This is a genomic window from Methylophaga sp. F-2 (genome assembly GCF_056859315.1).
In genome coordinates, this window is record NZ_JBSXOF010000017.1 from 47,780 (window position 1) to 65,271 (window position 17,492).

15 protein-coding genes and 1 tRNA gene are annotated in these 17,492 nt (G+C 43.0%); 12 read left to right on the forward strand and 4 right to left on the reverse strand.

Going from position 1 to position 17,492, the window contains the following annotated elements; genetic code table 11:
* Positions 1–17: 17 nt before the first annotated feature.
* Both AC13DA_RS06500 and AC13DA_RS06505 read right to left on the reverse strand, forming a co-directional pair.
* Positions 18–2,021: a cytochrome c biogenesis protein ResB gene (locus AC13DA_RS06500; protein WP_284452150.1), complete on the reverse strand. Its 2,004-nt coding sequence runs from the start codon at positions 2,019–2,021 to the stop codon at positions 18–20.
* Between the two features lie 90 nt (positions 2,022–2,111).
* Positions 2,112–2,720 carry a c-type cytochrome gene (locus AC13DA_RS06505; protein ID WP_007146953.1) on the reverse strand — a complete coding sequence of 203 codons (609 nt, stop codon included), beginning with the start codon at positions 2,718–2,720 and terminating at the stop codon, positions 2,112–2,114.
* A 91-nt stretch (positions 2,721–2,811) separates the two neighbouring features.
* Between AC13DA_RS06505 and yihA the strand changes: the two genes are divergently transcribed.
* The 11 genes from yihA (at position 2,812) to AC13DA_RS06560 (ending at position 13,438) form a co-directional block, all read left to right on the forward strand.
* Positions 2,812–3,438 (forward strand): ribosome biogenesis GTP-binding protein YihA/YsxC, encoded by a 627-nt coding sequence (yihA, locus tag AC13DA_RS06510; RefSeq protein ID WP_040576641.1) that lies wholly within the window; start codon positions 2,812–2,814, stop codon positions 3,436–3,438.
* A gap of 12 nt (positions 3,439–3,450) precedes the next feature.
* Entirely contained in the window at positions 3,451–4,707 is a 1,257-nt protein-coding gene (gene soxC / locus AC13DA_RS06515; protein WP_284452149.1) for a sulfite dehydrogenase, read from the forward strand.
* Positions 4,673–5,224: a c-type cytochrome gene (locus tag AC13DA_RS06520; protein ID WP_007146957.1), complete on the forward strand. Its 552-nt coding sequence runs from the start codon at positions 4,673–4,675 to the stop codon at positions 5,222–5,224. Before soxC ends, AC13DA_RS06520 begins: the two co-directional genes overlap by 35 nt.
* A 20-nt stretch (positions 5,225–5,244) precedes the next feature.
* Positions 5,245–7,746, forward strand: a complete 2,502-nt coding sequence (locus AC13DA_RS06525; protein WP_284452148.1) for a glycogen/starch/alpha-glucan phosphorylase — start codon at positions 5,245–5,247, stop codon at positions 7,744–7,746.
* 102 nt (positions 7,747–7,848) lie between these two features.
* A tRNA-Arg gene (locus tag AC13DA_RS06530) sits at positions 7,849–7,925 on the forward strand.
* Between the two features lie 167 nt (positions 7,926–8,092).
* Complete coding sequence (locus AC13DA_RS06535) at positions 8,093–8,494, forward strand: hypothetical protein (RefSeq protein WP_284452147.1); 402 nt, start codon at positions 8,093–8,095, stop codon at positions 8,492–8,494.
* A gap of 313 nt (positions 8,495–8,807) precedes the next feature.
* Entirely contained in the window at positions 8,808–9,866 is a 1,059-nt protein-coding gene (pstS, locus tag AC13DA_RS06540; protein ID WP_007146960.1) for a phosphate ABC transporter substrate-binding protein PstS, read from the forward strand.
* A 122-nt stretch (positions 9,867–9,988) separates the two neighbouring features.
* Positions 9,989–10,966, forward strand: a complete 978-nt coding sequence (gene pstC / locus AC13DA_RS06545; protein WP_273178665.1) for a phosphate ABC transporter permease subunit PstC — start codon at positions 9,989–9,991, stop codon at positions 10,964–10,966.
* Positions 10,963–11,868, forward strand: a complete 906-nt coding sequence (pstA, locus tag AC13DA_RS06550) for a phosphate ABC transporter permease PstA (protein ID WP_007146962.1) — start codon at positions 10,963–10,965, stop codon at positions 11,866–11,868. Before pstC ends, pstA begins: the two co-directional genes overlap by 4 nt.
* A gap of 14 nt (positions 11,869–11,882) precedes the next feature.
* Complete coding sequence (gene pstB / locus AC13DA_RS06555; RefSeq protein WP_007146963.1) at positions 11,883–12,710, forward strand: phosphate ABC transporter ATP-binding protein PstB; 828 nt, start codon at positions 11,883–11,885, stop codon at positions 12,708–12,710.
* 14 nt (positions 12,711–12,724) lie between these two features.
* Entirely contained in the window at positions 12,725–13,438 is a 714-nt protein-coding gene (locus AC13DA_RS06560) for a hypothetical protein (RefSeq protein ID WP_284452146.1), read from the forward strand.
* On the opposite strand, the gene AC13DA_RS06565 is transcribed toward AC13DA_RS06560, so the two are convergent.
* Positions 13,439–13,738 carry a hypothetical protein gene (locus AC13DA_RS06565; RefSeq protein ID WP_007146965.1) on the reverse strand — a complete coding sequence of 100 codons (300 nt, stop codon included), beginning with the start codon at positions 13,736–13,738 and terminating at the stop codon, positions 13,439–13,441.
* A 501-nt stretch (positions 13,739–14,239) separates the two neighbouring features.
* On the opposite strand from AC13DA_RS06565, the gene AC13DA_RS06570 reads away from it, so the two are divergent.
* Positions 14,240–16,012, forward strand: a complete 1,773-nt coding sequence (locus AC13DA_RS06570) for a methanol/ethanol family PQQ-dependent dehydrogenase (RefSeq protein ID WP_284452145.1) — start codon at positions 14,240–14,242, stop codon at positions 16,010–16,012.
* A 568-nt stretch (positions 16,013–16,580) separates the two neighbouring features.
* On the opposite strand, the gene AC13DA_RS06575 is transcribed toward AC13DA_RS06570, so the two are convergent.
* Positions 16,581–17,417, reverse strand: a complete 837-nt coding sequence (locus AC13DA_RS06575; protein ID WP_007146968.1) for an OmpA family protein — start codon at positions 17,415–17,417, stop codon at positions 16,581–16,583.
* Positions 17,418–17,492 lie beyond the last annotated feature (75 nt).

Here is a 17,492-nt window from a genome sequence, read left to right on the forward strand (position 1 = left end):
AACTAAGAACATCATGCTTAGTCAGAGTTCCGTGACTCTGACTGAAGTTTTGCTTTGATATCCTCAAAATAACTATCAAATTCGCGAGGGTTTCTATTCGTCATCCCCGCCAGATAAATTTGTGATTTACCCTCTTTTTCAGTGACCCAGGCCCAGAAACGTCGCTGCGGTAAATAGAATAATAAAAACACACCCGCGATGAGGAATGCACAGCCCAGATAAACAATACTTTTGCCTGGTGCATGTGCTATTTGTAAGCCTGTAGACTGAATTTGATGGTAATCGGTTAATTGCAAAAACACAGGAGAACCATAGCGAGGTAAGGTGCCTATGGCATCAATTGCATCCTGTAAAAACAAAATCTGAGACTGTTCAACTGTCTCGCCCTGCTGCAAATCTAAACCTGAAAAATAGATACGGCCCAGCATTTCTCTCAACATCGCCAGATAAGCGGGAGCTAATGCGTCACGCTCAGATTCCGGTAAGGTTTTTTCGATAAAGTCACTCACTTCACGAAAACCACCACGGTTAAACATCTCAACCAGGGTTTCCAGTGTTTTTTGTAAACTTTGGGCTAATACATCATCATCCGTGGTTTGCAAGCTGGCAAGCGTAGCTTGTTTCATCTCTTCGGCCGCATTCTTAACTGCATTTTTATCATGTAGTTGTTTAAGGAAGTGATAAAAGCCTTCCAGACCATCATTATCATCAGCAGGTATATATAGGTAAGCAAATTCATCTGCTGGTGAGCTACGCACACCACTCAGATAAAAATATCTGCCATCACGTTCTACTGGGTTCATGTAATTTTGGTATTCAAGCGCTTCCCCGGTAGGTTGACGAAGTTTGAAGCCCACACTGGGCCCAAAGTTACGCACATTCTGCGGATTATCTTCGGTAGGGTCCGGATTGATATTGAAAGGCCTAAAGTCAGTGATTTCAAGCTGCATTTCTTTATCACCCCACAGCATCTGCTGTGTATCAAAGACTTTAGTCTGCAGGCTGACGGGCTCACCTTTTTCTGAAAACAAAGGCCATGCTTTTAATGTCAGCTCCGAGCCACCATCACCGAAGCTGGCTTGGTAGATGGCATAACCTTTATAAATAAGTGGATGGTTGACAGCAATCGTCGCCTCAAGTGGCTTTTTCAAATCAGGATCATGAATGACCAAATCAGACTCAAACGACTTCGGCTGTCCGGTTGGGTAATGTTCTATACGAAACTCTTTTACTTCGATGGTGAAAGGTAAGTTTTGCACTAAATACCCATCACGCATGGCCAGATAAGCGACACTCGCTGCTCTGCCTTCCGGAATACTGACACTGCCTCTGAAGGCTTGTGGACCGACAGGAAGACGACTTTCTTTTGGAATTTGTGGCAAGGGTAAATTACGCGTTTCAACATGAATGCGCCCCTGCCATTCGGCAAGTTTTAATGGTAAGTTGCTATCAAACAGACCGCCTACACAGATAACAATAATCGCCACATGCGTCAGAATGTATCCAAGACGATTCATGCCTCCACGCATTGCAGAGACTAAAAAACTGCCATTCTTATCCGTTATTCGAGTTCTGTAGCCATTGGATGAGAGTGTCGATTGGAGAGATTCAACCGTTTGTGACTGTGCTTGTGGAACTTCCCATTCACTACGATGGTGCATTGACCGTAACGATTTCAGTTGCACATTTGTTCTCAGATTAAACATATCCTTGAACATAGAAGGTGCATGACGAAACACACATACGGACGTCGATATCACCAGTAAAGCCAGGATGGCTAAAAACCAAATCGCACTGTAAACATCATATAAGCCCAGCTTCTCAAACACCTCAAACCAATATGGGCCAAACTTAATAAGATAATCAGGATAAGGTTGGTTTTGCTGCAGAACAGTACCGATGACAGAGGCAACAGCTAAGGTGATCAACAAGGTGATCGCTAATTCCATCGTGCCTAAAAAGTGAAAAACCCGCCAAGCGAAACTGCGATGAGAAACTGATGAATCCTGATTTTGTGACATGGGGTGAGCCTTGAAACGAGTTCCGTTACTCGATTTTTTAATATTCTCTGCATAGCTAACAGACTTAGCTATGCAGAGAAAATGTGACGATTATTTCAAACCAAAGACATAAGCAGAAACCGCTTTAATTTCAGCTTCACTCATTTTGCTAGCCACATCACGCATCATGCCGTTAGGGTCATTGGCTCTTTCCCCTTTAGCAAAAGCATGAAGTTGAGCTTCCACATAGGTGCTGTATTGTGATGATAATTTAGGCCACTTTGCTGCTGGCACACCATTACCATTTGGACCATGACATGCCATACACGCAGGAACGCCAGTTTCTTTATTACCCGCACGGAAGATTTTTTCACCAGCTTCGACTAAATCTTCAGAAACGGCACCAGGCGCCATTTTTTTACTGGCAAAATAGGCCGCTAAATCGGCCATATCTTGCTCTGATAAATTCGCCACCATCGGTGCCATCAATGCGTTTTGACGCTCACCGCTTTTAAAATTAGCTAATTGTTTTTCGAGGTATCCGGCATTTTGTCCGGCTAATTTAGGAAAGGCATCTGACAAACTATTTCCATCTGTACCATGGCAAGCCGCACAAACAGCCGCTTTTTGCTTACCAGCGTTAATATCACCAGCCGCCATTGCCTGAGCACTCATCGTAACTGCCACGCCAAGCATGACCATCTTCAATAATTTTTTCATTATTTTATTACCTGAAAACTAAGCTAAATCATCATCGAGAACTTTGGGTATGCTACTCTTATTAGGATAATTTTTCACCCAAAATGGTTCCATGTCACAACTATATAGAAAAGCTTATTATAACGGCAGTGCCACCGAGCTGTCCCAGCTACCGGAAGATAGTGGGTATGAGGTTGCGTTTGCCGGCAGGTCAAATGCCGGAAAATCCAGTGCAATCAATTGCATAACAGGCATCAGCGCGCTAGCAAGGACAAGTAAAACGCCAGGTCGCACACAAATGATCAACTTCTTCAGCTTTGATGATCAGCGAGCTTTAGTCGATCTTCCCGGCTATGGCTATGCCAAAGTCCCTGAAAAAATGAAGTTAAAATGGCAGCATACTTTGGCTCAATATCTAGAAACACGTCAGTGTTTGCGGGGAATGATGCTAATGATGGATATTCGTCATCCATTGAAGCCATTTGATATACAAATGCTCACCTGGGCTAATCAGGCGGATTTACCGGTTCATATACTGCTGACTAAGTCTGACAAACTCAAAAAAGGTGCCGGTAAACAAAGCTTATTATCTGTAAGAAATGAATTGCAAAAACTGTCATTAAAAGCTTCTGTGCAGCTTTTTTCCTCGCTCAACAAATCTGGTAAAGAGGAAGCTATTCAAAAGCTAGATGACTGGTTTGAAGTCACTGATGATGCGATCCCCCCTACTGTTGACTAGATCTTATTCGCCATGAGCAAACAACGACTTAAAAGCCGACGTCAGTTTCTTCAAGGCACGGCTTTAAGTAGTGTTTTTCTTGGCTTTAGTTTACCCGTTAAAGCGCAGTCATCATTAACTGAACTCCAGCAGATACTGCCTGAGTCGATGCTAAAACCAGGCGCTAACTTTAGTAATTATGGGCAGCCTTCTGTTTACGAAAAAGATATCATTCGCTGGATATCGGCCAACCCCAATGTGCCTGGCAACGGTGTCTCCTGGACACCTTTAGAAGAGTTACAAGGCACCATTACTCCTAACGGCCTGCATTATGAACGTCATCATAATGGTGTGCCTGATATCAATCCATCGACACATGAAATCATGATAGACGGTTTAGTCGATACCCCTTTAACCTTTTCGATTGATGCCTTAAAACGTTATCCACAAACCACAAAAATCTGCTTTATAGAATGTGGCGGTAATAGTAATGCTGGCTGGCGTAGTTCGCCCATCCAATCTGCTGCAGGTTATGTGCACGGACTTGTTTCTAATGCTGAATGGACCGGTGTGCCACTCAAACTTTTATTAAATGAATGTGGTGTCCAACCGAGAGCGAAATGGGCGATAGCAGAAGCCGCCGATGGTGCCGCACTCAATGTCAGCGTTCCTATTGAAAAACTAATGAACGATGCAATATTGGCGCTGTATCAGAATGGCGAACGACTTCGACCAGAAAATGGTTATCCTGTCCGGTTGCTGCTGCCTGGTTGGGAAGGCATCGTCAATGTGAAATGGCTAAGGCAATTAACATTAGTTGAAGAGCCTGCGATGACCCGTGATGAAACGGCTCAGTACACTGACTTATTACCTAGCGGTAAAGCTAGGCAATTCAGTTTTCCCATGCAAGCCAAGTCTCTTATTACCAGCCCTTCAGTTGGTATGACACTGCCGGATAATCCTGGTATTTACCAAGTTACTGGGCTTGCCTGGTCGGGTAATGGCAAAATCAGCAAAGTCGATGTCTCAGCTGATGGTGGTAAAACCTGGGTGGAAGCTGAGCTCCAGGCCCCAATTCTGGATAAAGCCTTCACCCGCTTTAGTCTGCCATGGCAGTGGCAAGGTCAATACGCCGTATTACAAAGCAGGGCAACGGATGAAACAGGTTATCAGCAACCGACTCGTGAAGCGCTTATCACCGAACGTGGAGACAACAGTTTTTTCCACTACAACGCTATTGTCAGTTGGGAAGTTAATGAAGACGGTCAGATTAGCCATATCTATCTTTAATAGATATCTCATCCTTGTTTTACTATTTCCTGCGACACTTGTCGCCGAGCCACTCTTTCAGCCTTTGGGCAAAGAGGCTGAACAAGCATCGCAGCAATCAGCATGGAACCTCACTATTACACCGGATGGAAAAAACTTACCCGCAGGGCATGGTAATGCACAGCAAGGGGAGCAACTTTTTAAACAACACTGTGCAAGCTGTCATGGGTTTGGTGCTATAGGCGCCAGCGCAATGCCTCTGGTCGGAGATGTCGGTTCATTAACCGAGGAGTATCCAGAGAAAACGGTAAACAGTTATTGGCCTTATGCAACAACACTTTACGACTATATTCGTCGTGCGATGCCACCATCAGCCCCTTTTTCTCTAACAAGTAATGAAATCTACGCACTTTGCGCTTATATTTTAAATCAGGATGATATACTCAAGAACGATGTGGAACTCAATGAAGTCACACTACCTCAGGTAAAGATGCCTAATCGGGATGGTTTTTCTCCCGTCTATCCAAACAAACGCTGAAATAATTTAAGGATCTGTCTATGAGCCCACGTTACGCATGTACTGCTAACCCCGCCCCAGAATTATTCACCACCGAAAAGCTAGGGATGAATAGCGATGCTCTTATCAAAGATTTCAAACGTTATTACGGTACACACTTAGCTCAGGATAAAGGTTGTGCTTCGGGTCATTACCTCTACTCATCACTAGCACTGACATTAAGAGACCGGCTGTTCAACCGCATGAAGCATACCAAGCACACCTATGCAGAAAAGCAGTGTAAACATGCTTATTACCTGTCAATGGAATTTCTGATGGGCAGAGCCATGGGTAATGCGGTTCTAAACCTGGGTTTAGAAAAAGAAACCACCAAAGCTCTCAACGAACTGAACTTAAACTTTGAAGACTTAATCGAAATGGAGCATGACGCCGGTCTTGGTAATGGCGGCCTTGGTCGATTAGCGGCGTGTTTTATAGATAGTTGTGCCACCTTACAACTCCCCGTTACAGGCTATGGTCTGCGTTATGAATATGGCATGTTCCAGCAACGTATCGAAAACGGTTTTCAGGTGGAAAAACCTGATCACTGGTTACAAGATGGTAATCCATGGGAACTGGAACGTCCGGAATTTACCCAACGCGTAAAATTTGGCGGTCACACTGAATATCACCCTACCGACAGTGGTGATATGAAAGTCCACTGGGTCAACACAAATGATGTACTGGCTATCCCTTTTGATCTGCCCATTCCCGGTTATCAAAATGGCACAGTTAATGTGCTGCGTTTATGGAAAGCCGGTGCCACCGATGAGTTTAACCTGGAAGACTTCAACTCAGGCTCTTATACCGAAGCGGTTGCTGCCAAAAATGAAGCTGAAAATATCAGCATGGTGCTTTACCCCAATGATGCCAGTGAGAATGGTAAAGAACTTCGTCTGCGCCAACAGTACTTCTTGGCCTCAGCCAGTCTGCAGGACATCCTCGATTACTGGGTCACAACACATGGTGAATCCTTCGATAATTTTGCTGAGAAAAATTGTTTCCAATTAAATGACACCCACCCGACTGTGGCTGTTGCCGAACTGATGCGTCTATTAATGGATGAACATGGATTAGGCTGGGAGAAAGCATGGGAAATTACTTCCAGCACCATGGCCTACACCAACCATACCCTGTTACCAGAAGCATTAGAGCGATGGCCGGTGAATATGTTTGGTCGTCTGTTACCACGCATTCTGGAAATTATTTACGAAATTAATGCACGCTTTCTTCGTGAAGTCGCCACTCGTTGGCCTGGAGACAAAGCGCGCCTTGCACGCATGTCTATCATTGAAGAGGGCGGTGAAAAACAAGTTCGCATGGCGCATCTGGCCATCGTCGGTAGCTTCTCCATCAATGGCGTCGCGGCCTTACACTCAGAGTTACTGAAAAAAGGCTTATTCCACGACTTTTACGAACTCTGGCCACATAAATTCAATAACAAAACCAATGGTGTGACACAACGCCGCTGGCTCGCCTGGTGTAATCCAGACTTAAGTGAACTCATCACAGACACCATTGGTGATAACTGGATTACCCAGCTGACTGAACTGAAAAAACTGGAAGCCTATGCCCATGACAAGGCTTTCCAAAAGAAATGGCATGCCGCTAAACTTGCCAATAAACAACGTTTGGCAAAATTAGTAAATGATAGCTGTGGCGTGGAGTTCAATCCTGAAGCTATGTTTGATATTCAGGTAAAACGCATTCATGAATACAAACGTCAGCTACTTAATATTCTGCATGTTATTCACCTTTATGACCGTATCAAACGCGGCGATACCAAAAATATGACGCCGCGCTGTGTACTGTTTGGTGGCAAAGCAGCACCGGGTTATGTCATGGCAAAACGCATCATCAAACTGATTAATAATGTTGCCAGCACAGTGAATAATGATCCGGATGTGGGCGATCTGTTAAAAGTCGTCTTTTTGCCAAACTATCAAGTTTCAGCCATGGAAGTGATTTGCCCAGCGGCTGATTTATCAGAACAGATCTCTACCGCCGGTAAAGAAGCCTCTGGTACAGGCAATATGAAATTTATGATGAACGGCGCGATGACTATTGGAACACTGGATGGGGCCAATATTGAAATCCGTGATGAAGCCGGCGCTGAAAACTTCTTTCTGTTCGGTCTGACTGAAGACGAAGTCACTGAGCTCAAGCCCACCTACAATCCACGGTTTATTATTGATAATGATGCCGATCTGAAACGCGTCGTCAACTTGTTAGAATCAGGCCACTTCAACCAATGTGAAGAAGGTGCTTTTGATGACATTATTGCTGCTTTCACCAGCCCCAATGACCCATGGATGACGGTTGCAGACTTCCATAGCTATGTGGAAGCCCAGCAACGTGCAGCGGAAGTCTATCAAGACAAAGAACGCTGGATAGCAATGAGTATTATGAACAGTGCTAACAGTGGTATGTTCTCTACCGACAGAACCATGGAAGAGTACAACAACGATATCTGGAAATTAGAAAAAATTAATCCACGCTTTTAATTTTGAGCGGCCAAGAGGGTGTTAACGACTCTCTTGGCCAAACACCTCTTGAGCCGTAGCAGATTGTCAGCAAAGTCCGTATAATCTTCGGCTCAACTTCACGCGCCTGTAGCTCAGTTGGATAGAGTACCAGTTTCCGAAGCTGGGGGTCACAGGTTCGATTCCTGTCAGGCGCGCCACTTTTAAACAAAAAACATTCAAGCACCCTATTCCTCATTATCTGTGGACGTGACAAACGTTCTCATATCAAATGCTGGGAAACTTGCCCGAAAATCTGGGGTAATTATCAGCTGCTCAATATCATCTAAACATTTTTAATACGCTCTCCAACAATAAGGAGAGAGAAATGAATGTTTTGTTATTGGGTGCTGTCGCCATGATTGCAGCCTTGATTTTATCTGCATGGTTAATGACATTTGCTCGCTGGTTCCCTATAAAAGGGATTGATGGCGACTTTTTAGTGGATTATAAAACCATGATAAGAGCGCATGTTGACTATGCGCTTATGGCATTGTTTAGTTTGGGTTTCTACGGTGCAGCTTCAGGCGCCAATATTGAGCTATCAAAGATCGCGTGCCTTTGCATTGCTGTTGGTGGATTTACCAATCCGACGATTTTTGTCATCGCTGCCTTTGATACCGACTTCTGGAATAAAGCTATTTGGAAAATTTTCTCCGCGCTCAGCTTTATTATTACAACAATTGGTTTTGTATGGATTGCCTACAGCTTTCTGATGTTCGCTATTTAGCAACAGATTGTTACGTATAAATCGTTCTAATATTGTAATAGAGCGCCTATATATGGCGCTCTTTTTAATCTAACCTCATATTTTTATATTCATTTTATGAAAAGGTATGCATTCCAGAAAATGAAATATATAAAATGTAGGCTACTAAAATAGCATCTACTTTATTAATTTTATTAAGAATTCAGCGTTAACCCTCTATCTCAATATAAAAATTTCTGGCTAAGTTTGCTTTTGTCATAAATCTTTAACTTAAGGTCGTTACTCTTATCGAGTTAAAGATTTTTATTGCTTAATTAACTAGTCAGGAGTTTCTATGAAACTATTTGCAAAAAATGCAAAGTCAGTCTTTCTTATTACTGCACTTGTTGGTGCTATGTCATCAACTGTCGCCCATGCCGAACTGAAATTAAATGGTTCTGGTGCCAGCTTCCCTGCTCCACTTTATAACAAATGGTTCAAGGACTACAGCAAACAAACTGATGGTGTGCGTATTGACTATCAATCAAAAGGTAGTGGTGCAGGTATCCAAGACTTTATCAATGAAACTGTTGATTTTGCTGCTAGTGACGCAGCGATGAAAGACAGCGAAATCGAACAAGTGAAAAAAGGCGCTATTTTATTGCCAATGACTGCCGGTGAAGTTGTTCTGTCATACAACTTAGACGGCATCAAAGAATTGAAACTGCCTCGTGACGTTTATCCTGAAATCTTCATGGGTAAAATTACAAAATGGAATGATCCAAAAATTCAAGCAGCTAACCCTGGCGTGAAACTGCCTGATGAAAAAATCACTGTCGTCGTTCGTTCTGATTCAAGTGGTACTAGCTTTGTATTTACTAACCACTTATCAGCGATCAACAGTGAATTCAAAGAAGCAGTCGGTGGTTCTAAATCTCCGAACTGGCCAAGTGCAGGCACCATTGTTAAAGCGCCTAAAAATGACGGTGTAACAGCCACAATCAAACAAACTCCAGGTGCAATTGGTTATATCGAATATGGTTTTGCCAAACTAACCAAAATGCCAACCGCTGTTCTTGAAAACCAAAAAGGTAAATTTGTGAGTGCAGGTAGCGAAAGTGGTGCTGCAGCATTAGCGACTACACCTTTCCCATCAACAACTCTGCCAGGTAGCGATGTGCCAGACTTACGCGGATGGGCAACGGATCCAGCAGGTGATGATGCCTACCCAATCGCTACTTTCACTTGGTTACTTGTCTACAAAAATCAAGACGATGATAAAGCAAAAGCCATGCGTGACTTGATTGAATACATGGTAACGAAAGGTCAAGAATCATCTGAATCTATGGGCTATATCCCATTACCAGAAAACGTTGTTGAGAAAGTTCGCAACGCTGCAAAAATGATTCAGTAATCAGGCCGTTGAAGACTCAGATTAAAATGCTGCAAGGACGTTTGACCTTGCAGCATTTTCTCTGTTTTAGAGACAGCATAAAACATGTTTCAAATACGAATGAATAATTGATAGGAACGCACATGGTTTACGATCCATTTAAAGAGGCAAGCAGTGATAAAACACTGTCTGCACCACCATCTACCACTGATTATTTAAAAGACTCTGTATTCCGTTCTTTTGCTTATTTTTGCGCCTTATCCATTATTCTTTTGGTCGCCTATATCATTTTTGAATTAGGCTCACAGGCATTACCTGCCATTAAAACACACGGCCTTGGTTTTATTACCGGCACCACCTGGGATACTAATGAAGGTGTGTTTGGTGTATTGCCAGAAATCTGGGGCACATTATATAGCTCGTTTTTGGCACTACTCCTTGGTGGCTTTTTAGGTGTGGCAATTGCTATTTTCTTAACCCAGAGCTTTGTTCACGCTAAATTCGAAATGATTTTTAGAACGATCATCGAATTATTAGCTGCTATTCCTTCTGTTGTTTACGGTTTGTGGGGTATCTATGTGCTTATCCCATTAATCAGACCCGGCGCGCAGTGGTTACATGAGACATTGGGCTGGTTTCCATTATTTGGTACAGACCTTAGCGGACCAGGTCTCGCACCCGCCGCCCTGGTTTTAGCCATTATGATTCTACCCACCGTGGCAGCTATATCTGCCGATGCTTTCCGTCGCATTCCTTATAAAGTGAAAGAAGCGGCTTATGGCATGGGTGCAACAAAATGGGAAGTGATCTTAAAAGTCATGTTACCTACCGCCTCGTCCGGCATATTGGCTGGTCTGGTACTGGGGTTTGGACGTGCTTTAGGGGAAACGATGGCGCTCGCAATGTTGATTGGTAACGTTAACAACATCAACTTATCGCTGTTTGCCCCGGCAAATACCCTAGCCTCACTTCTTGCATCAACCTTCCCTGAAGCGGGTCAAATTGAAATCCAGGCATTGATGTATGCGGCATTAGTTCTATTACTCATCACATTCATCGTAAATGTCGCGGGCCTTGCCGTGCAGCAATACACCATGCGTAAATTTGAGGGTAAAAAATGAGTCAATTACAAATGGAAGAGCCAGTATTACCTCCCAGAATTGAATTACCAGCGCTGGAAAAAAATCTTTTTGAGGTGAGAGCCTTAAAAAATTACTTCCTGACTTCTATGGTCTGGGTATTGGCGGTACTCGCCAGCATCCCCTTATTTTCAGTGATTTATATGCTGATTGTTCAGGGTGGCGCAAGACTGGATATGGAAGCGATTACCGCCTTACCACCAGCCGGGTTTGAAATGGGCGGTGGTTTTGGTAACGCGATTGTCGGTACTTTAACCATGGTCGGCATTGCCTCAGCCATCAGCATTCCGATTGGTATCATGGCTGCGCTTTATTTATCCATACTGAACCCTTCAAGCAAAATCGCAACATTGTCACGCTTTTTAGCGAAAGTATTGACTGGTTTTCCTTCAATTTTAGCGGGTGTGTTTGTCTACGCTGTAATTGTTATTACCACGGGTACATACTCGGCTTGGGCAGGTGGTGTGGCATTAGCTGTTTTGATGTTACCAACAGTCACATTGGCCGCTGAAGAAGCCATGAAGCAAGTGCCACAAAAAATGAAAGATGCGGCATTTGGCATGGGCTGTACACGTACTCAAGTGATTTTGAAAGTCGTGCTACCGACGGCTTTACCAGGCATTCTGACTGGTGTGATATTGGCTGTAGCAGGTGCTGCAGGTGAATCGGCGCCTTTGCTGTTCACTGCCTTATTTAGTAACTACTACATGGCTGAACTAGCTGAACCTACAGCCTCTTTATCCATACTGATTTACAACTTTTCCGGCATGCCATTTGAAAATCAGCTTGAATTAGCTTGGGCAGCCTCACTGGTACTTGTCTTACTTGTGCTGTTTTTCAATATTCTGGCCCGCGTTGTCGGCAGATCGAAATTTAAAGAATAACGGAAGGAAAATCTATGAACATGCAAACCGATACCGGTGAATTCATTGCTAAAAAGTACGAGCCAAAAGGCCCGGTTGTTTTAGACTGCCATGTAAAAAACATTTACTACGGTGATTTCAGAGCGGTCAGAGACACCACGATTCCTATTGAGAAAAATAAAGTCACTGGCTTTATTGGTCCCTCAGGTTGCGGTAAGAGTACAGTTCTACGCAGCATGAACCGGATGAATGACCTCATCGACTCATTCCGTTTTGAAGGCCACATCCAATATCACAAGCACGATATTTACAGCAAAAAAGTGGATGCTGTAATCGTAAGACGTTATATCGGTATGGTCTTTCAGTTGCCTAATCCCTTCTCGATGAGCATTTATGACAATGTCGCATTTGGTCTGAGATTAAATGGTTATAAAGGTGATGAAGAAGAGATGGTGGTCAAAGCACTTAAACGTGCAGCTATTTGGAATGACGTTAAAGATAAACTGAAAAATAGCGGTTTATCACTATCAGGTGGTCAGCAACAACGTTTGTGTATTGCCAGAGCCATTGCGACAGAACCTGATGTTTTATTAATGGATGAACCTTGTTCTGCACTGGATCCGATTGCTACGCGTCAGATCGAAGAACTGATGGTGGAATTAAAACAGCATTACAGTGTGGCCTTAGTCACGCACAATATGCAGCAAGCAACTCGCGTGGCTGATACAACGGCGTTCTTAGGTGTGGATATTTCACAAGGTGGCCGTACGGGTTATCTGGTGGAAATGGATGAAACTAAGAAGATTTTTGAAGACCCACAGCAGTTGTTAACGAAACAGTATGTGCGAGGTGAGTTTAGTTAAGCTAAACCGTTATTATGGGGTCATCATCATTTAATGCAGTTCACAATGCAACGCACGATCTGACAAGCAATATTGCTCGACTGGATATTGGCTCTGTCAGATCGCGTTTACTGGATACGCAGAATAACTTCGACCAAATTAACAATACACTCACGGTAAAAAGGACCCCGCCGTCAAATGAAGTGATTGAAAACCTGGTCGCAGGCTATGCCAAGATTGATTTTTATCTGGCTAACGGTATAGAACTTTTCGCTATGGGTAACTCACATTTGCTGTTAGAGTTGAATCATATTGTCCTCTACCATACCTCATCAATATCGAAAGAAGAGTCTCAGCATCAATTTGAGGCAACAAAAGCGCACTTCTATGCTGCACGCAATGGTGGTATCGGCCAGCTCATGGACTGGCTAGCCTTACATCAAAATACCAATATATGGAAACGCACAGCTGGCTTGTTTACCAATATATTGAGTCAGCCCCAGCTGTTTCTGGAAGGTAATCACCGCACAGGTTCATTAATCATGAGCTATGTGCTGATGAGAGAAGGATATCAGCCGTTTGTATTGTCTTATGATAATGCCAGACATTTTTTTGAACCTGCAGAGCTGACAAAAAAACGTCGCAAGAAATCATTAGTCGACGATTTTATTTATCTGCCAAAACAAACACGGAAATTTGCCAAACTGCTGAAAGATGAGCAAAAAAGACAATCTTTCCTGCAAACTTGACTAGTGATAGCGTGTGTTAGATTTTTTTTCTTTTAATTCGCCCCGGTTAGCTTCGATAATTTTTTGAAATTTCTCGGGATCTTTGCGAAGAATATCAATGTATTCTGTCACCAACTCGTGCCAGTTATTACCGCCATGGATAGAAAACTTCTCTAAAGCCAGCAACAGAAACTTGGCCGCTACTCTGAGTTGTTTGCTATCTGCCTCACCATACCAATCGAGTAACTCTTCATAGAGCGCCTCAATTTTTTCCAGAGGCGTGAACTCTACAATCATATCTTGAGAATCTTTTTTACTCATATTAGCGGCTTTTATTTCTTGAATGGTTCAAATGGATAGAGGTCGCGTTAGCTGGCTCATTCTGAATTAAGCAGACTGAACACCAGAGAAATCAGCCTTTAGTATATGTATTATATCGAAATATCCGTGACCGAATCTGAATAAAATCAGGCTAAATCATCTCAGCATCACTTTGTCTTTTACAGTTAAACCACTAACTAAACAAACACTTTACGATCATTACCGCTCAACAGATTCAAAGTAGAAAAAACAACGTTGTATAGAAACTGTCCACTTGTCTGAGATTCCAGACAGCATTTATTTATGGAAACAAGTGCAATTAATTCCTTTTTTTGACTGTTAGTCTTTCCCAACCCCTCGGGGATTATCAAACATGATTTTGTGTTTGGTAAATGATGACTTATAGAAAAGCCCTATGTTTTTTTATACGTCAGCGTTTGGTACAGGAGTGGCGACTTCAGCTTCCGCCACTCCTTTATCTTAAGTTTGAAGGGAAAATTTATGAAAAAAACGACAATATCTCTGGCACTAATGTCAGTGGCTCTGCCTATTACAAGTTATGCAGATGAATTGCTTTCTATGCAAAAAAACCCAAATGAATGGGTAATGTCAGCAGGTAACTACGCCAACCACCGTTATAGTGAATTGACAGATATTAATAAAGATAACGTCAAAGATCTGAATATGGCCTGGTCATTTTCTACAGGCGTATTAAGAGGTCATGAAGGTAATTCACTTGTTATTGGCGATACCTTATATATTCATACGCCATTTCCAAACATTGTGTATGCATTAGATTTGAACAATGACGGTGCTATCAAATGGAAATACGAACCAAAACAAAACTACGATGATACCGTGCCGGTTATGTGCTGTGACGTCATCAATCGTGGTTTAGCTTACGGTGACGGCAAAATCTTCCTTAATCAGGCGGATACCACATTGGTAGCACTTGATGCTAAAACGGGTGAAGTCGTTTGGTCTGATAAACGCGATGATCCTAAAGTAGGTGCAACTAACACCGGTGTTGCTCATGTATTTAAAGACAAAATCGTAGTGGGTATCTCTGGTGGTGAGTTTGGTGTTCGTGGTTATGTTCAGACTTATGATTTAAATGGTAAGTCTTTATATAAAGCCTACAGCACAGGTCCTGATGCAGAAATGTTAGTGGATCCAGAGAAAACAACTTCAATGCTGAAACCTATCGGTGAAAACTCATCTTTAAAAACATGGCAAGGTGATCAGTGGAAAATTGGTGGTGGTACCACTTGGGGTTGGTATTCTTATGATCCTGATCTCAATCTGTTCTACTACGGTACGGGTAATCCATCGACATGGAACCCATTACAACGGCCTGGTGATAATAAATGGACCATGTCATTGTTTGCCCGTGATTTAGATACTGGCATGGCTAAATGGGTTTACCAAATGACGCCACATGATGAGTGGGATTACGATGGTGTAAACGAAGTCATTCTGGCCGATCAGAAAGTTAAAGGCAAAATGTACAAAACAGCGGTTCACTTTGACCGTAACGGCTTTGGCTACACCATGGATCGTGCATCAGGTGAGTTATTAGTGGCTAACAAATTTGATCCCTCTGTTAACTGGGCAAATAGCGTTAATCTGAAAACAGGTTTACCTGATCGTAATAAACAGTACTCACCAGAATATAACGGTGAAGACACAAGCACGACGGGAATTTGCCCGGCAGCACATGGTGCTAAGGACCAACAACCTGCCGCATATTCACCAAAAACCGGCTTGTTCTATGTACCTACCAATCATATTTGTATGGATCTGGAACCGTTCCAAGTGGAATATTTAGCCGGTCAACCGTATGTTGGTGCTGAAGTAAATATGTTCGCCGCTGAAAAAGACAATATGGGTAACTTTATTGCCTGGGATGCTCGCGAAGGTAAAATCGTCTGGTCAGATAAAGAAAGATTCTCTGTATGGTCAGGCGCACTGGCGACGGCCGGTGATGTTGTCTTCTACGGTACATTGGAAGGCTACCTAAAAGCAGTAGATGCGCAAACTGGCCGTGAATTATGGCGCTTCAAAACCCCATCAGGCATTGTAGGTAACGTGAACACTTACAAACATGATGGCAAACAGTACATCGCTGTATTGTCAGGTATTGGTGGCTGGGCAGGTATCGGTATGACCAATAACCTGGAAAATGATACTGATGGCTTAGGCGCTGTAGGTGCCTATAAATCTCTATCAAGCTGGACTTCATTAGGCGGCGTTCTGAGCGTCTTCAGCTTATAAAATGCCAGCGTAGTAATACAAAGCTCGACACAGTGCAAAAAACTCCGGTGATAGAAATATCATCGGAGTTTTTTTATGTGTATCTGTTTATTTTGTCTTCGTGCCAAATAAAGATTCTGTTACCGTTCTATTCACTCTCTAATCCCTTTTTAAGTTCATTTTCTTAAGGCAAAAAAAAGCCCTCATCAGAAAACTGAAAGGGCGAAGGGAAAACCAATGAAAGCCGTAAAGCTGGTATCAATAATAGAGAAATAAAGGCTCTCTCAATATAGGAAAAACTCCCTTTATCTCTCAGTAAACTCATTTTAAGGCTTTCAGACAACCGTTCTTATCCTATCCAAGCCCGAACCTTCCCACTCATTTATCGACAACAGCAGACTTATCCACTCACGCAACAAGAACCTCTTTTTGAATATACAAAAACAACAAAGATAAAGAGGAAAATGATTGCCATAGTATCTATATTAAAATGCAATATTTAAGACAAGCATGCTGAAGCTTCTCACGTCAGATAAAAAAAAGGCCCTGCAAGCAGGGCCTTTTCTACATCAATTGATGCTGTCTTGTTTTATTCGTTTACAACGAAGTCAACACGACGGTTTTTCGCTCTTCCAGCTTCTGTATCGTTGGTGGCAACTGGGAATTTTTCGCCCATACCGACTGGAATCAGGTAGCTACCGTTAATACCACGTGAAGTCAGGTAATCAACAACAGACTGTGCACGTTCTTGTGACAGTTTTTGGTTGTAAGCTTCACTACCGATGCTATCAGTGTGGCCTTCAACACGGACTTCAACAACACTGTCAGTATCTTTCAGAACAGCTACCGCTTCTTCAAGAATTTGTTTCGCATCATCAGTCAAAGTTGCTTTATCAAATGCGAAGTTAACACCTTCTAAAGACAATACTTTTTCACCTGCTAATGGGCAACCATCTTGGTCAACGATAACGCCTTTCGGTGTGTTAGGGCACAGATCTTTATAATCAGGCACTGCATCACCATCAGAGTCTAACGCACAACCTACACGGTCAACAGTGACACCAGGAGGAGTTTGTTGGCACATATCAATACCGTCATAAACACCGTCTTTATCAGTGTCATATGCGCAACCATTTTGGTCGACTAAAGCACCTGGAGGTGGTTCTACAGCACAGACAGGTTTTTCAACAGCTGCCACTTCTTGTTCTTCATCACCGTTCGGGCAGAGTAATAGCGCTAACATTGAACCGACAACTGCGCCACCAGCAGAAGCATCAGAGTCACCAACAGCAGCACCAGCAGCACCACCAGCTAAAGCACCACCAACTGCACACATAATGTTTTGGTTAGTTGTTTTCGGGTTACCCGCACAACCAGCCAGCAATGCTATTGCAAAAGCTGCTGACAGGAGTTTTGTTAATTTCATATTGCCTTCCTTTTCCGTAGAAAAATAAACGAACACGTCTTAAAATTGATTTGCTCAATACCGAGTGTGGTACTT

Coding starts and splice junctions, on each gene's coding strand:
- AC13DA_RS06500 (WP_284452150.1), bottom strand. CDS start 2,021: ATGTCACAAAATCAGGATTCATCAGTTTCTCATCGCAGTTTCGCTTGG.
- AC13DA_RS06505 (WP_007146953.1), bottom strand. CDS start 2,720: ATGAAAAAATTATTGAAGATGGTCATGCTTGGCGTGGCAGTTACGATG.
- yihA (WP_040576641.1), top strand. CDS start 2,812: ATGTCACAACTATATAGAAAAGCTTATTATAACGGCAGTGCCACCGAG.
- soxC (WP_284452149.1), top strand. CDS start 3,451: ATGAGCAAACAACGACTTAAAAGCCGACGTCAGTTTCTTCAAGGCACG.
- AC13DA_RS06520 (WP_007146957.1), top strand. CDS start 4,673: ATGAAGACGGTCAGATTAGCCATATCTATCTTTAATAGATATCTCATC.
- AC13DA_RS06525 (WP_284452148.1), top strand. CDS start 5,245: ATGAGCCCACGTTACGCATGTACTGCTAACCCCGCCCCAGAATTATTC.
- AC13DA_RS06535 (WP_284452147.1), top strand. CDS start 8,093: ATGAATGTTTTGTTATTGGGTGCTGTCGCCATGATTGCAGCCTTGATT.
- pstS (WP_007146960.1), top strand. CDS start 8,808: ATGAAACTATTTGCAAAAAATGCAAAGTCAGTCTTTCTTATTACTGCA.
- pstC (WP_273178665.1), top strand. CDS start 9,989: ATGGTTTACGATCCATTTAAAGAGGCAAGCAGTGATAAAACACTGTCT.
- pstA (WP_007146962.1), top strand. CDS start 10,963: ATGAGTCAATTACAAATGGAAGAGCCAGTATTACCTCCCAGAATTGAA.
- pstB (WP_007146963.1), top strand. CDS start 11,883: ATGAACATGCAAACCGATACCGGTGAATTCATTGCTAAAAAGTACGAG.
- AC13DA_RS06560 (WP_284452146.1), top strand. CDS start 12,725: ATGGGGTCATCATCATTTAATGCAGTTCACAATGCAACGCACGATCTG.
- AC13DA_RS06565 (WP_007146965.1), bottom strand. CDS start 13,738: ATGAGTAAAAAAGATTCTCAAGATATGATTGTAGAGTTCACGCCTCTG.
- AC13DA_RS06570 (WP_284452145.1), top strand. CDS start 14,240: ATGAAAAAAACGACAATATCTCTGGCACTAATGTCAGTGGCTCTGCCT.
- AC13DA_RS06575 (WP_007146968.1), bottom strand. CDS start 17,417: ATGAAATTAACAAAACTCCTGTCAGCAGCTTTTGCAATAGCATTGCTG.